This is a genomic window from Clostridium sp. OM05-9, assembly GCF_003481465.1.
Taxonomy (GTDB): Bacteria; Bacillota; Clostridia; order Lachnospirales; family Lachnospiraceae; genus Coprococcus; species Coprococcus ammoniilyticus.
The window spans coordinates 30811-46166 of record NZ_QULF01000007.1 but is presented as its reverse complement, the minus strand read 5'-3'; the positions used below and the strand labels follow the sequence as shown (position 1 = coordinate 46166).

At 41.6% G+C, this 15356-nt stretch carries 14 protein-coding genes and 1 riboswitch; of the genes, 7 read left to right on the top strand and 7 right to left on the bottom strand.

Translation table 11 applies throughout. The features are described from left to right. Positions 1 to 155: 155 nt before the first annotated feature. Positions 156 to 1076, top strand: coding sequence for a DMT family transporter (locus DXB77_RS12080; RefSeq protein WP_118663450.1), 921 nt, complete (start codon positions 156 to 158; stop codon positions 1074 to 1076). 90 nt (positions 1077 to 1166) lie between these two features. On the opposite strand, the gene DXB77_RS12075 is transcribed toward DXB77_RS12080, so the two are convergent. Both DXB77_RS12075 and DXB77_RS12070 read right to left on the bottom strand, forming a co-directional pair. Next, positions 1167 to 1544 carry a DUF2752 domain-containing protein gene (locus DXB77_RS12075; protein WP_117808557.1) on the bottom strand — a complete coding sequence of 126 codons (378 nt, stop codon included), beginning with the start codon at positions 1542 to 1544 and terminating at the stop codon, positions 1167 to 1169. Between the two features lie 9 nt (positions 1545 to 1553). Beyond that, on the bottom strand, positions 1554 to 2099 hold the full coding sequence (locus DXB77_RS12070; protein WP_118663448.1) for a DUF4234 domain-containing protein: 546 nt from the start codon (positions 2097 to 2099) through the stop codon (positions 1554 to 1556). Between the two features lie 366 nt (positions 2100 to 2465). Here DXB77_RS12070 and DXB77_RS12065 point away from each other — a divergent pair, with 366 nt between their 5' ends. From DXB77_RS12065 to DXB77_RS12040, 6 genes are all read left to right on the top strand, one after another. Next, positions 2466 to 3398, top strand: coding sequence for an ornithine carbamoyltransferase (locus tag DXB77_RS12065; RefSeq protein ID WP_118663446.1), 933 nt, complete (start codon positions 2466 to 2468; stop codon positions 3396 to 3398). A gap of 150 nt (positions 3399 to 3548) precedes the next feature. Further along, positions 3549 to 4463, top strand: a complete 915-nt coding sequence (gene pyrB, locus DXB77_RS12060) for an aspartate carbamoyltransferase (protein ID WP_117808555.1) — start codon at positions 3549 to 3551, stop codon at positions 4461 to 4463. Between the two features lie 13 nt (positions 4464 to 4476). Then, complete coding sequence (locus DXB77_RS12055; RefSeq protein ID WP_008400467.1) at positions 4477 to 4890, top strand: aspartate carbamoyltransferase regulatory subunit; 414 nt, start codon at positions 4477 to 4479, stop codon at positions 4888 to 4890. A gap of 132 nt (positions 4891 to 5022) precedes the next feature. Next, positions 5023 to 6324: a UDP-N-acetylglucosamine 1-carboxyvinyltransferase gene (locus DXB77_RS12050; protein WP_021944022.1), complete on the top strand. Its 1302-nt coding sequence runs from the start codon at positions 5023 to 5025 to the stop codon at positions 6322 to 6324. A gap of 312 nt (positions 6325 to 6636) precedes the next feature. Beyond that, positions 6637 to 8721: a dockerin type I domain-containing protein gene (locus DXB77_RS12045; protein WP_118663444.1), complete on the top strand. Its 2085-nt coding sequence runs from the start codon at positions 6637 to 6639 to the stop codon at positions 8719 to 8721. Between the two features lie 34 nt (positions 8722 to 8755). Further along, complete coding sequence (locus DXB77_RS12040) at positions 8756 to 10936, top strand: cadherin-like beta sandwich domain-containing protein (RefSeq protein ID WP_118663442.1); 2181 nt, start codon at positions 8756 to 8758, stop codon at positions 10934 to 10936. 314 nt (positions 10937 to 11250) lie between these two features. On the opposite strand, the gene metK is transcribed toward DXB77_RS12040, so the two are convergent. The 5 genes from metK to DXB77_RS12015 all read right to left on the bottom strand — a co-directional run bounded on the left by metK (position 11251) and on the right by DXB77_RS12015 (position 15150). Beyond that, positions 11251 to 12438 (bottom strand): methionine adenosyltransferase, encoded by a 1188-nt coding sequence (metK, locus tag DXB77_RS12035; protein ID WP_021944025.1) that lies wholly within the window; start codon positions 12436 to 12438, stop codon positions 11251 to 11253. 148 nt (positions 12439 to 12586) lie between these two features. Next, positions 12587 to 12717, bottom strand: a riboswitch (SAM riboswitch). Between the two features lie 125 nt (positions 12718 to 12842). Beyond that, on the bottom strand, positions 12843 to 13589 hold the full coding sequence (locus tag DXB77_RS12030; protein WP_118484824.1) for a TraX family protein: 747 nt from the start codon (positions 13587 to 13589) through the stop codon (positions 12843 to 12845). A gap of 7 nt (positions 13590 to 13596) precedes the next feature. Continuing rightward, on the bottom strand, positions 13597 to 14013 hold the full coding sequence (locus DXB77_RS12025; RefSeq protein WP_021944027.1) for an HIT family protein: 417 nt from the start codon (positions 14011 to 14013) through the stop codon (positions 13597 to 13599). Between the two features lie 60 nt (positions 14014 to 14073). After that, on the bottom strand, positions 14074 to 14793 hold the full coding sequence (locus DXB77_RS12020; RefSeq protein ID WP_347559494.1) for a HipA domain-containing protein: 720 nt from the start codon (positions 14791 to 14793) through the stop codon (positions 14074 to 14076). Between the two features lie 87 nt (positions 14794 to 14880). After that, a complete protein-coding gene (locus DXB77_RS12015) occupies positions 14881 to 15150 on the bottom strand; it encodes a helix-turn-helix domain-containing protein (protein WP_118663440.1) in 270 nt (89 codons plus the stop codon). Positions 15151 to 15356 lie beyond the last annotated feature (206 nt).

The window sequence follows — 15356 nt, the reverse complement described above, 5'->3', positions numbered from 1 at the left end:
ATCTCTAAATAAAATTATGTCTTTTTTTTCGGATTTCTTTTATGCTATAGTATATCCGAACAGTGCGATCATGTAATACCGCACGACACATCTGTGGATCTGCCGTCATCTGTTACTGTTTAAAATTATACTTTTATTATTGAGGTTATTCTGTCATGAAAAATTTTTTAACGAAAACACCTGTTGTTATCACACTTGCACTCATCTGCTGTGCCTTATGGGGAAGCGCCTTTCCCTGCATCAAGATCGGCTACCGGATGTTTTCAATCGGCGGAAATGATACCGCATCCCAGATCCTGTTCGCCGGCATCCGTTTTCTGCTCGCCGGACTTATGGTTATCCTTATCTGCAGCTTCATATATAAAAAGCCTTTGATCCCACATAACGGGACAACGGTCAAACGTATCTTTATCCTGTCATTGTTCCAGACTATCCTGCAATACGTCTTCTTTTACATCGGTTTGGCAAATACGACCGGAAGCAAGGCAGCGATCATTGAAGCGACAAACGTCTTTCTGGCGATTCTTGTATCGGGTCTGTTATTTAAAATGGAAAAGGTTACATCCAAAAAGATGCTTGGATGTCTGATTGGATTTATCGGAGTTGTTATCATCAATCTGGGAAATGGTGTAGACGCGCATTTCTCTCTCACCGGAGAAGGCTTCATCCTGTTATCAACAGTGGCTTATGCTTTCTCTTCAGTTATCATCAAATATTTTTCCGATAAGGAGAATCCGGTTCTGCTCAGCGGCTGGCAGTTCTTTGTCGGCGGCTTCGTGATGATCCTTTGCGGACTTGCCGGAGGCGGACATATCGCAGGAGACTCCGCTCCTGCTGTCCTGCTTCTGCTCTATATGGCGTTCATCTCGGCCTGCGCCTATACATTATGGAGTCTGCTGTTAGCGCACAACCCGGTATCCCGGATCGCCGTCTACGGCTTCTCGAATCCGGTCTTTGGCGTACTGTTATCAGCTCTGCTTCTGCATGAAACATCTGCCTTAAACATCCGCTGTCTGGTCGCACTTGTTCTTGTCTGTGCCGGCATCATCCTTGCAAATAAAGAAAAAGCCGTATAAAAATACCATCTTTCATTCAACAAAACCTTACACTAAAACTTTTATAATGCTATGTTCTGTCAAATAAAAGATGGTATTTTATAAATTTTTTTATAAATTTCTCACAACGCCGAATATCAGCGCCGCCATGATCAGTATATAGATTAAAACCGTGTCCGCTGAACCCAGCCGATATGCGTCTCCTTTTATGTAGTTCAAATCTCCCCTGACTATCAGATATATGATACATGGTCCTGCAATGTACAAAAACGGATTATAGGAAAAGGATGTCCGTATCTCTCCTTTTAATAAAGACAGGCATGCTCTGGTTATCCCACAACCGGGGCACTGCCATCCGGTCAGTGTCCGGAATATGCAGGGTACTGCCAGACCGGTCAGTCTGACAAATACCGCATACAGGATTCCTGCTAAAAGAATAATGCTATCCCGATATATAATCTTTCGGACACGATTTTTCTTTTCTTCCATATATGTTTCTTACTGTCCGTTATATGGGTTGTTATTATCATTTCCATTGCTGTATGGATTATTGCCGCTCTGGTTGTAACCACCATACTGCTGGCTCTGATCATAGCCACCATACTGCTGATTCTGGTTGTATCCGCCGTACTGCTGGTTCTGATTATAGCCGTTATACTGCTGGTTCTGATATCCACCATTATATGGCTGGCCATATCCGTTCGTTCCGCTGTACTTATTGATCGCATCCTGTGCCAGTGCGTAGTCGATAATTCCAAGTCCAAATAACTGGAGAACTACAAACAGGATACCGCTGTTGCTGGATGGCATACCGCCTCTGTTCTTAATGATATCGACCTTTTCACCCATCTTGTATGCCCAGTACCATCCATAAATACCACAGGTAACAAGTGTAAGCAGCAGTGCCATCCCGCCACCTGCCAGTTCATTCTCACCCGACATCTCATTTGTATCGTCTGTAATACATACAAACCAGTAAAGTCCATAAATACCACAGGTAACGATCGTCAATAAGATACACATACCAATACTTCTTTGTTTCATACTTTCCTCCTTGCCGATGCTCCTTCCGCATCTCTGATTTCATATAATAAAAAGTATAAAATATTTATAAACTGCTGTCAACGAAGTCTGTACCAAAATATTGCTTATTCTGCTATATTTATGCATAATGTACCAGTATCTATCTGTTATCGTCCTGTATGTTTGCAAAATAAATACAAAAAAATTGAAAAAAAATACATATCGTGATACAATTTGTTTTTCCGTTATTATTTCAATAACAATATTATAAATATGCCCTGCTTCTCTATTTTATGTTATATGAATATATGCAATTTTTCTGTATAATTTATGCATATATGCGAAGCAGTGACGGATACATACTATTTTAAAGAAGAGGTGTCAGTTATGAAAAACATGTTAAACTTCAAGGAATTCACAGCAGATGAGCTGATGGATATCCTGAACCTTGCTCTGGATATGAAGAAGAATCCGGAGAAGTACAGCGAATCCTTAAAAGGAAAGAAACTTTATACTTTATTTGAAAAGACATCAACCAGAACCTTTCTTTCATTTGCAACCGGCATTACCGAGTTAGGTGGTACCTACTACAACCAGTTATGGAAGGACTCCAACTTTGTACTCGGCGAGCCTGTTTCCGAGATCAAATATGTCTGCCGTAATGTTGATATCATCATGGCACGTCTGATCAAAAATGAAACTGTTGAATTATTTGGCAAGAATGCTACGGTTCCATTTATCAACGGCTGTGATAATTCCTACCATCCATGCCAGATCCTTGCAGATGCCCTCACGATCCTTGAGAAGTTTGGAACTCTGGATGTCAATCTGATGTACATCGGTGCAAAGAACAATGTATTTAACTCCCATGTTGAATTCTTCTCCAAGATGAAGAAGGGTACGTTATACGGACTGACTCCACTTGTAAATGAGACAGCCTGTGGTCCTGATTTGTATGAAGAAGCAAAGAAAAGCGGTCATTATATCGAGCTTGATCCTGCCATGTCCATGGAAGAAGCAAAGGAATATGCAAATAAGATGGATGTCCTCTACACAGATACATGGGTAGATATGGAATTCTTCAACAATCCTGCTTACCAAAAGCAGAAGGAAGAAACCCTTGCAAAGATGATGCCTTACCAGTTAAACGGCGACTTCACAAAAGGCAGCAAAGCGATCGTATTCCACGATATGCCAATGCATGTCGGCTTCGAAATCTCTCAGGATGTCGTAGATAAGAACCTCGATCACATCCTAGACGAGGCAGAAAACCGTCGTCATGCTGAAAAGGCCGTAATGTACACACTCTTAAATTCATAAAACCATGGAATGTTGATAACCGCCGGGGGGCGATATAACAGTATGCCCCCCGGCGGTTATTTACATTCCATGGTTTTACCGGAAAAACCGGTTGCATGGCATTCAGGCAGGTGCTATAATCGGGGATAGCAAATTTGTAAGGAGGCCGCCATGAAACATCTGATAGACCCAATGGATTTAAGTTTGGAAGAGCTCGATCACATTTTAAATCTTGCTCAGGATATTATTGATCATAAAGAAAAATACAGTGAGTTATGCAAAGGCAAAAAGCTCGCTACTTTATTTTTTGAACCAAGTACAAGAACTCGTTTAAGTTTTGAAGCCGCCATGATGGAATTAGGTGGTAATGTACTTGGTTTTTCTTCTGCCAGTTCATCATCCTCATCTAAGGGTGAAAGCGTTGGTGACACAGTAAAGGTTGTAAGCTGTTATGCAGATATCATAGCCATGCGCCATTTTAAGGAAGGTGCTCCGATGCTTGCATCCATGAAATCCGATGTACCGATCATTAATGCAGGTGACGGTGGACATAACCACCCAACACAGACACTGGCTGATCTTTTAACGATCAAACGTGAAAAAGGAAGACTGGACAACCTTGTGATCGGCTTCTGCGGAGATCTGATGTTTGGACGTACCGTTCATTCTCTGATCAAAGCAATGTCCCGTTATGAAAATATCAGTTTTGTGCTTATTTCACCGGATGAATTAAAAATTCCTGATTATATCCGCACAGAAGTGATCGAGAAGAATAATATACCTTATAAGGAAGTTTCATCTATGGAGGATGTGATCGGAGAACTGGATATCCTCTATATGACAAGAGTACAGAGAGAACGTTTCTTCAACGAAGCAGACTACATACGATTAAAGGATACTTACATACTGGATAACAGTAAGATGGCACTTGCCCGTCCGGACATGTGTGTCCTGCATCCGCTGCCACGGGTAAATGAGATTGCTGTTGAAGTGGATGACGATCCAAGAGCATGTTATTTCCGTCAGGTATTAAATGGTAAATATGTCCGTATGGCATTAATTGCCACACTGCTTGGTTTAGCATAGGAGGTACAAACAGATGAACATAGACAGTATTCAAAATGGTATCGTACTTGATCACATTGCTGCAGGCAAGGCACTCCAGATCTATAATGACCTGCATCTCGACAAGCTGGACTGCTCCGTAGCAATTATCAAAAATGTCAAAAGCCAGAAAATGGGTAAAAAGGATATCTTAAAGATAGATCAGGATATCGACATCAACCTTGATGTCCTTGGATATATCGATCCGGATATCTCCGTTAATATTATCCGTGACGGAAAACTGGTGGAAAAGAAAAATATTGAGCTTCCGGAACGCCTGGTAGGCATCAAGAAATGTACCAATCCGCGCTGTATAACCTCAACCGAACAGGGAATCCAGCATATCTTTAAGCTTACAGACAGAGCACACCGGATTTATCGTTGTATTTACTGCGAAGCAGATAAATAATTTTACTTGCTATTTACTTTTCGCAAAAATATGCTATAATCTAGAAGTTATCTGTGCGGTAAAGTATCGAAAAAACGACAGAAATTTTAACCGGACTTTTTAAATATGTTTATAAATATTTAGAGGTGCAATATGGAACAATATGTGATCAAAGGCGGTCAGCCTCTTGAAGGAGAGGTAACTATTGCAGGTGCAAAGAACGCAGCTCTCGGAATCCTTGCTGCTGCTGTAATGACCGATCAGGAAGTTATAATAGAAAATGTACCAAATGTAAGAGATACCCGTGTCCTTCTTCAGGCAATTCAGGGTATTGGTGCGACAGTACGCTACATAGACGAACATACCGTATCCATCTGTGGCGCCGCTATCAATCCAAACAGTGATCTGTGCGTAGATGATGAATTCATCCGTAAGATTCGTGCATCTTACTATCTGTTAGGTGCATTACTTGGAAAATACAAGCACTCTCAGGTTGCATTACCTGGTGGCTGTGATATTGGTGCAAGACCGATCAATCTTCATATAAAAGGATTTGAAGCACTTGGTGCACAGGTTGATATTACAAATGGAACCATCTCCACTTATGCCGAAGAACTGATTGGAAGCCATATTTATATGGATGTTGCATCCGTTGGTGCAACGATCAATATTATGATGGCTGCAGTTCTCGCTGAAGGTAAAACCACCATTGAAAACGCAGCAAAAGAACCACATATTGTCGATGTTGCCAACTTCTTAAACAGTATGGGCGCAAATATCAAAGGTGCAGGAACTGATGTCATCCGTATCCGTGGTGTTAAAGAACTTCATGGTACTACTTATTCCATCATTCCGGATCAGATCGAAGCCGGTACATTTATGGTAGCCGCTGCTGCAACAAAAGGTGATATACTGATCAAGAATGTAATTCCAAAACATCTGGAAGCTATCACCTCCAAGTTGAACGAGATCGGTGCTCATGTAATTGAATATGATGACTCTGTAAGGGTTATGTCTGATAAACGTTTGAAACCAACCAATATCAAAACACTTCCTTATCCGGGATTTCCAACGGATATGCAGCCGCAGATGGCTGTAACACTGGCACTTTCAAACGGAACCAGTATTGTAACAGAAAGCATATTTGAGAATCGATTCAAATATGTTGCCGAGCTTGCCAGAATGGGCGCTCACATCCGGGTAGAAGGCAATACCGCTATCATTGATGGTGTAGAATCCTTCTCTGGTGCAAATGTAGCTGCTCCGGATCTTCGTGCCGGTGCTGCTCTTGTGATTGCTGCATTAGTTGCAGATGATTTTTCCGTTATATCAGATATTAAGTATATCCAGCGTGGATATGAGAAATTTGATGAAAAGATCCGTGGTCTGGGCGGAAAGATCGAAAAAGTTGATACTGACAAAGATATTCAGAAATTTAAATTAAAAATCGGATAAATATACACATGAAAAAAGAGATGCCTGCTCCACTATATCGGTCAGCATCTCTTTTTATTTTCAAATCAACAATCACATTTTCGCAACCAAATATTTTTGGCCTGTCCCGCTGTCCTATTTTCTATTCCAACCTATATGTTCTATATTGTACGCACATCCAATTTTTTCTGTGAAATCACTAATTTTTTGACGAAAAAGGGGTTTGTTTTTTCTGAGATTATGGTAAACTAAAATCAGTATTGTATTTTTTAGGTTTATATATTTTTATCACAAAAATCGAATCGTGCATTTATATACAAAGGAGAGCATCATATGAATAACAAACGGCTAAGTAACAGACCATACCGATCCGCCATACTGGCGATCGCAGCACTTATCTGCTGTCTTGTGGTCTGTCTTTTCATGAACAGCGGACTTTCTGATGCCGCAGGAAAATCCGGTCATATCAAAGATGGAGTAACGAATGTTTATTTCCGTGATGCCCCCGGCGGCAATCCTGTAACGGATCACGGCAGTAACATTATGTTAAATGGGGGTCACAAGCTTACAATCCTGAACACCTCAAACAGCTCCTGGTATAAAGTATCCCTTGTTTATAACAAGACAACCTATACCGGCTACGTATCCGCTTCATATGTCACTATCGACAAAACAGACTCTTCTGATAAAAACAATACAACAGCAACGACAGAATCCTCAGGGAAAAAATCCGACAAAGATTTTGAATCCTATATGAATGATCAGGGATTTCCGGAAAGCTATAAGGCACAGCTCCGGGAACTGCATGAGGCTCATCCATCCTGGACTTTTAAAGCTGTCCAGACAGGAATCGACTGGGATGATCTTGTAGATAATGAACGAAACAAATCCGGTCAGATCAAAAATCTTGTTCAGGGAACCAGCAGTTATCCACGCTACAACTGGCGTTCCACGACGATCGGTTACAACATCAAAACCGATACATGGGCATCCTTTGATGGTAACTGCTGGTATGCCGCATCGGATAAACTGGTCTCCTATTATCTGGATCCCCGTGTTTATCTGTATGAACGGTTCGTATTTGCATTTGAGAATCTCTCTTATGAAGATTCTCAGTCCAAATCCGGCGTGGAATCCATTTTGAACGGAACCTTTATGTACAAATCCAAGCCATCCGGTTCCAACAGTACATATTCCGAACTGATCATCAAAGCCGGAAAGGCAGTCGGTGTCAGCCCATACCACATTGCCTCCCGAATCAAACAGGAGGTTGGCTCATCACTCAGTTCTGCCACAAATGGAAAGCATTCCGTATATTCGGGGATCTATAATTTCTATAACATCGGCGGTTTCGACAGCGTAACCGGAAACGCCGTTACAAATGCACTTAAATGGGCATCCTCCGGTTCTACCTACGGAAGACCATGGAACACCGTATACAAATCCATCTATGGCGGTGCTCAATACATTGGAAATAATTACATTCTGCAGAAGCAGAATACTTTGTATACACAGAAATTCAATGTCACAAATACCTCTGCCTTATACTCCCATCAGTATATGACTAATGTGCAGGCAGTTTCCTCTGAAGCCTCTAAGGTATACGATGCCTACAGTGGTGCAGGCACACTGAACAATTCAATCACATTCTGTATCCCGGTATACAAAAATATGCCGGATACCATGGTCAGCAAACCGGCAGACAGCGGCAATCCAAACAACTATCTCAAATCACTGAGTATTGATAACTATTCCCTGACACCAACATTTGCAGTCAATACAACAACCAAGTATTCCCTGATCGTATCAGAGAAAACAAGTTCTGTTACGATTTCTGCAAGTCCGGTCAACAAAAACGCTTCCGTATCCGGAACAGGAAAAGTCAGTCTGTCAAAGGGTACGAATACAGTAAAAATTACGGTAAAAGCCCAAAGCGGCGCAAAACGTACTTATACATTAACGATCGTCCGTGGTAAATCTTCCGGTAATTCCGGCTCAGATCCTGAATTTGACGGTAACTATACTGTATCCGACGGAACCATAACCGGCGTAGCAGTATCAACCACCGTATCTGCATTTGTCTCCAATCTTGGATGTACAAACGGAACTGTCAGTGTAAGGACTTCATCCGGTGAAGAAAAGACATCCGACCGTATCGGTACCGGTGACATTGTAAAAATAACTGTTTCGGGCAATACCAGCACCTATACCGTTATTATTTTCGGTGATGTAAATGGTGACGGAATTATCAATGCACTGGATCTGTTAAAGATACAGAAGCATATTATCGGTGCTTCTACCTTAAAGGATCCATACCTGAAAGCCGCAAATATCAAACGAAGTGGTATGTTATCTGCTCTCGATCTGTTAAAAGTCCAGAAATATCTGATGGGCGCAGCACAGATCATGCAGCAGTAAATGAATAGATGATAAAATACAGGAGATATATAAAATGAAAACAAGAAAAAAATTAGCAGCATTATGTATGATCTTGGTTCTGGGATTAAGCTGTCTGGTATACGGAAACAGCATACACTCCTATGCAGCATCTACCCAGTTCTCGATCTCGCTTTCATCCTCATCCATTCAAAAGGGTGGTTCGGTTACAGTAACCGTATCGATCAGTTGTTCTGAAGCACTGGGCGCTTACAGCTATTGTCTGTCCTATGATTCCTCCTTACTGGAATATCAGTCCGGCGATGGCTATGGCGGAGGTGGAACCGTATCCTGTGCCGGATATGGCGATGGAAATATTACTTCTGCTTCCAACAGCTTTACATTTTCTGCTATAAATACAGGATCTGCCTATGTCAGTACGGGAAGCTCCGATGTCTATACATGGGGCGAAGAACATGCCGGAGCATCAGATGCAGGTGCTACGATCACAATAACAGCCGCTGGCGGCAACAGTACAACAGAAGCAACGACCAGCGAACCAAATACAACAGACACCCCGGCTACAACAGAAACAAATTCTTCCGAATCTACAACAGAAGATACGACAGACACTTCTTCCGAGGACACAACGGAAGATACCACAGAGGAAATGTCTGATAACTGTTATCTGTCTTCGATCCAGATCACACCAGGTGAATTAAAGCCTGAATTTGCAAAAGATACATATACTTATGAGACAACCGTTCCCGGAGATACCACAAGCCTTGTGATCAATGCGATCCCGGAAGACAGCAAATCATCCGTTTCCATTACCGGAAATGAAGATTTTGAACCGGGAAAGACCTCTCATATCTCTATCAAGGTTACTGCGGAAACCGGCGATAATCATATCTACGACATTGCGGTTAATGTGGAAGAACTGGTAGATACAAGAGCGATCATCCAGATTGATGGAAAAGATTATTATTTTACAGAAGATTACAGCAAGCTTACTATTCCTGAAGGATTTGCCGAAATAAAAGAGAAATATAATGATACCGAAATCATTCTCTATCAGTCTCCAAACGGACTGGTTAAATGTGCTTATCTGACAGATAAGGACAGCAAAAACGGAGCATGGTATATCATTGATACTACCGCAAAATCTGGGGTTCCATTTATCAATGTTGCATCTGCTTACAAAAGCTTTATCATTCTGACAGCCGGCGAAGACGTTACAGTGCCGTCGGGTTACACGGCTTTCACCTATAAGTTTAACAAAAATTCCGTAACCGCCTATCACAAATATGAAGATGATACGATCCTCGTAGTATATGCCATGAGTCCGGACGGTGAACCTGGATGGTTCTACTATGATACCGTTGAGAAAACATTTACCCGATTTGTCGCTTCAGCAGTTCCAACAGAAGCAGTCACGACTGCTTCTGCGACAGATGCCAACAATGGTTCTTTCTTTGATCAGCACAAGGACAAGGTTATCACTATATGCATCATCGTGATCGTAGTTATGTTCTTCCTGATCATTATCCTCGGAATTATGCTGATCCGGGTGATCAAGCAGGGACTTCCTGACGATGATCCTGACGATGATCCTGATGGTGATGCAAGCAACGGTTCCGATAACGATACCGACGACAATGCAGGCAATGATTCCGATAACGATACCGCTGACAACGCAGGCAATGGTCCTGATAACAATACAAGCGGCGATGCCGAAAACGTTCCCGACAATACCAGCAATAATGCTGCCGATGATACACCAGACAACACAGATCACAACACAGGCAATGATACAGGTATCGATACTGATAATACCTCGGATGATACTGCTTCTGCAAATGATACAAAGTCAGAAGATACGATAGCCGCTGCTGTTGTTCTGGACGAAACGCCAGCAGAAAATGCCGATGATACAAACAACCAAAAGCCTGCGGACATTCCGGTAACAGATGGCATGACAGAGCTTACTGCTAAGCCATCCGTAAAAGCTGAAGATGTCACTTCCACCAGATTAAGCAGCGAAACTAAAAAAGCAAAGGAAGAAAAAGAAGCAACTCCGGCAGATAAAATCATCAAAAAGGCGGCTCAGTACTCTTCCATGAATACGGCTGACCTGTCAGAGGTATTCAATATGGCAGAAGCGATCGTGAATCACGAAGAGCCAAAGAAAAACACCGGCTCCTTGCAGTTTAAGCCGATCAAGCAGAATGTACCGGATAGTAAAGAAGAAAAATAAGACCTACCAAAAGTTGTTATTTCCTGATTAAGGTTTCTAATCACGTTTGCCTACCTTTGTTTCACTCAATTTTATATGCACATGTCTCTGCCGCGATAAAAACTTTTGCGGCGACGACATGGCACAAAATTGAATGAAACTCAGTCGGCTACACTATGGATTATGAAACCTTATTCAGAAATAACAAACTCTGGTAGGTCTTATTTTTATACCACCGCTTTGTCATAATATTAAATCAATCTCATGCGGCAAAAACGTGATTATAAACCTTATTCAAGAGCTGCAAACTTCCGACAGGCTTTTAATTGTTTCTCTTATAAATATGCCTTCAACATATCAACTTTGTCGAGTCTCTCCCATGGAAGGTCGAGGTCAGTTCTTCCGAAGTGTCCATATGCTGCTGTCTGCTTGTAGATTGGTCTTCTGAGGTCAAGCATCTTGATGATTCCGGCTGGGCGAAGATCAAAATGCTCACGGATGATCTCAACCAGCTTCTCATCGGATACCTTTCCTGTTCCGAATGTGTCTACCATGATAGATGTAGGTCTGGCAACACCGATCGCATAAGACAACTGGATCTCACATTTATCTGCAAGTCCTGCTGCTACAATGTTCTTTGCTACATATCTTGCTGCATACGCTGCGGAACGGTCAACCTTTGTACAATCCTTTCCTGAGAAAGCACCGCCGCCGTGACGGGCATATCCACCATAAGTGTCTACGATGATCTTACGTCCTGTAAGTCCACTGTCACCATTTGGTCCGCCGATAACGAATCTTCCGGTTGGATTGATAAAGAACTTGGTATCTTCATCTACCATATCAGCAGGAAGAACTGTATCAAATACATACTTCTTGATATCTTCATGAATCTGTTCCTGTGATACTTCCTCGCCATGCTGAGTTGAGAGAACTACCGCATCGAGTCTCTTTGCTTTTCCATTCTCATCATACTCTACTGTTACCTGAGTCTTACCGTCTGGTCTGAGATATGGAAGTGTTCCATTCTTTCTTACTTCTGTCAGTTTTCTTGCAAGCTTATGTGCAAGTGCGATCGGATATGGCATATATTCTGGTGTTTCATTTGTTGCAAATCCAAACATCATACCCTGATCTCCGGCGCCAATCGCTTCGATATCATCATCGCTCATCAGATGCTCTTTTGCTTCTAATGCCTTATCAACACCCATTGCAATATCTGCTGACTGCTCATCAATTGCTGTGATAACACCACAGGTATCACAGTCAAATCCGTATTTTGCTCTGTCGTATCCAATCTCACGGATCGTCTCACGAACGATCTTCTGAATGTCTACATATGCTTTTGTTGTAATCTCACCCATTACAAGTACAAGACCTGTTGTGATCGATGTCTCGCAGGCAACACGGCTCATTGGATCCTGCTCCATCAATGCATCCAATACTGCATCGGAAATCTGGTCACAGATTTTATCCGGATGACCTTCTGTTACTGATTCTGATGTGAATAATAATTTTTCCATCATTTCCTCCTTGTATAAATACTATCTATAGTTACTGCCATGCGTATTCGTTCACATAGCTTTTGATTTTTCTTTTTTCAGACAAGTTATCCCCACCTGGTTTTATGCAAAAGAAAAATCCGCTCTGAGCGGATTGATAAAATCAAACCTCTCATTGTTCGACGTCTGCATATCACAGACTCGCTCAGGAAGGCACCTTCCATACAGGTCTTTCTTTCACCTGTTCCGGGGTTGCCATGGCTTCATAGTCCCTTATGACTCCACCATTCTGAATAAGAGCATTTATAAATATTTATTTGTATTCAAACTGCAATGCAGTTCTGAAACAGCTATACTCTAACTGATATATTTCCATAAGTCAATAGGTAATTTCTGTTTTGCGACAAAAATTCATTAAAGCTATCCTATAAAACCGCCTTGCTGAGCAGGTATAAGATGAGCAAATGTGCCGGATAGAACACATAAAATGTATATTTAAGAACTTTATTCTTCCGACCATACTCTCCGTTGTACAGACTGATCGGCAGGATTGCCAAAACTGCATAGAGCTGCCTTATTCCGTAAAACAGGAAATACAGCACTGCCGATACGATTGCAAACCCCATATTCTGACGCAGCTTCCAGCCAAACGGATAATGTCCGGTCACAAGACCGGCATTTCTGAATACTTGTTCCGCCGTGTCATCCTTGGTCGAATAATAAATTAATACGATCAGAAGAATGCCCGCCATTCCATAATCAAAATGCAGAGCCTCTGAAACTACCATAATGACAACAATTCCGATGACTGCGCCTATCTGATTCCATTTTGCTACTTTTCCAAGATAAAGCACAACCAGCCCCGCCGCAAGTGTAAAGAAAATATTCTGCTTCTGCAAATCAAATACCTGTCCGGTCGATGCCAGATCAAATGGAACTTCCGAAATCAGCGCAAACAAAAAAAGCCGGATAAAATATTTTCTGATATCCGACGTATGCCTGTACCCTTCTACCAACAGGAATGCGAATATAGGAAATGCGAGCCGTCCTACAGCCCGCATTATCCAGTTATTATTCATTAGAACAAGTCCTACATGGTCACATAACATAAATATGCACGCCAGAAGCTTTAACTGATTTGAAGTTATCCCTGTCTCTGTCCTCTTATCCATGTTTTCCTTAAATTCTCTTACGAAGTGCCTTTGACAACCGATCCAGTTCCTCATTGTCTGACTGACCCGGAACCCATGTAACTGTAACCGTATCCTTAATGAATCTTGGCACAAGATGCATGTGAAAATGGAATACTGTCTGTCCTGCAGCAGCGCCATTGTTCTGAATAATGTTCAGTCCGTCAGGATTTAATTCCGCTTTCTGAGCCTTGGCAACCTCTGTCGCAATCGTAAAGATCTTTGAAGCAGTATCCGCGTCCATGCTATATATATCATCATAATGTTCTTTTGGTATAATTAAAGCATGACCTTTATTTGCAGGATTTACATCAAGTATTACTCTACATATGCTGTCTTCATAAACTGTTGCTGATGGTATCTCACCATTTGCAATCTTGCAAAAAATGCAATCGTCCTTACCCATAAAAGTTTCCTCCTTAATTGCTTTTTCCATTTTACTCCATTATGTGATATTTTACAAGCTTTATGTGGTTTGGAAGGTTGCATAAGCCTTCAGATCTTCCTCAACCCGTTGTTTGATTTCGTTTATAATCTCCTGACATTGTTTTTTCTTCATTCCTGCCTGCACTCCTACTGTCAAAAGCTCCGTTTCTCCCGGATCTTGTCCATTTCCATCAACAGATGTTGTATGCTCACCATAATAGGTTGTGCTATACGTCAGATCATATGCCGGACTCAATCTCCATGTTTCTGATTCAGTATCATATACAAACGAAAAATTCTTTGAATGATCATCCCTGTTATGTGCAAATACATTAAAACACATTCTGCGAAACATATTTTCAACATCCATTTTATTATCTTGCGTCATTATTCTTGTTAATTTCATCAGGTCATGGTAGTCCAGACTTGGCTGGTTAAAATCAAGTTCTAACAACGCTGCCGCCGTTGCCATATGAACCTTGCTTCCATCCATTTTTCTATCAAATCTCCGGGTTCCAAAGTATCCTGCATGTCGCTGCGATGGAAACAACCTTGTCTCACTCATAACGATTCCACATTTTTTTGCACAGACCGAATAATCATATTCCATTTGTCCAATATCTGCCCTGTCAACATGTGCTGGAAATTTTATGATCCAATCTTCCCCATCTATCCCCGTCATGATCTTTGGCCTTGCTCCGCCGCTGGTTCCACCAAGCCCATATAATTCATCTAGTTTATCCGAATATTCTGTATTCAAAAGCAGCTTTTCGGTCTGCTGTTAACACCATCGTTCCCACCAAACGATCCTCATAGCAAACCTGAAGCATCCTATCTTCTATTTGTCTCATTCATAACCCTCCTGAATATCCTTGTACGGAACCCGTGTAAACAGTTCCCGAAGCTCATCTGCTATATCCAGTGCAACCGCGATCCGCGTCAATCCCAACAGAGAAATCTGTCCGGTTTGCTCTAATCGTTTGATTGATCCATAGCTTACGCCACTTTGTTCCGCTAACTGCTGCTGTGACAACGATCTACGCTTTCGTATATTGCGAACTCTTTCTGCCAATTTCTTATCTAATTCATCCGGTGTCTCCCATACAAAAGGTTCCATGTCTCTTTACCCCGCAAATTATTTATATAGATAATATTTTATCTATATATCCGTAATTTTTATTATAATTGATAATATATTATCCATATTTATTATATACTATTATCTTATCACTGTGAACTACCCATTGTCTAAAGCCAATGGGCTTCCTGCTTCATAAACCTCGTTACCTACTATCTCCACAGGCGTTAATTCGGACAGTCCCT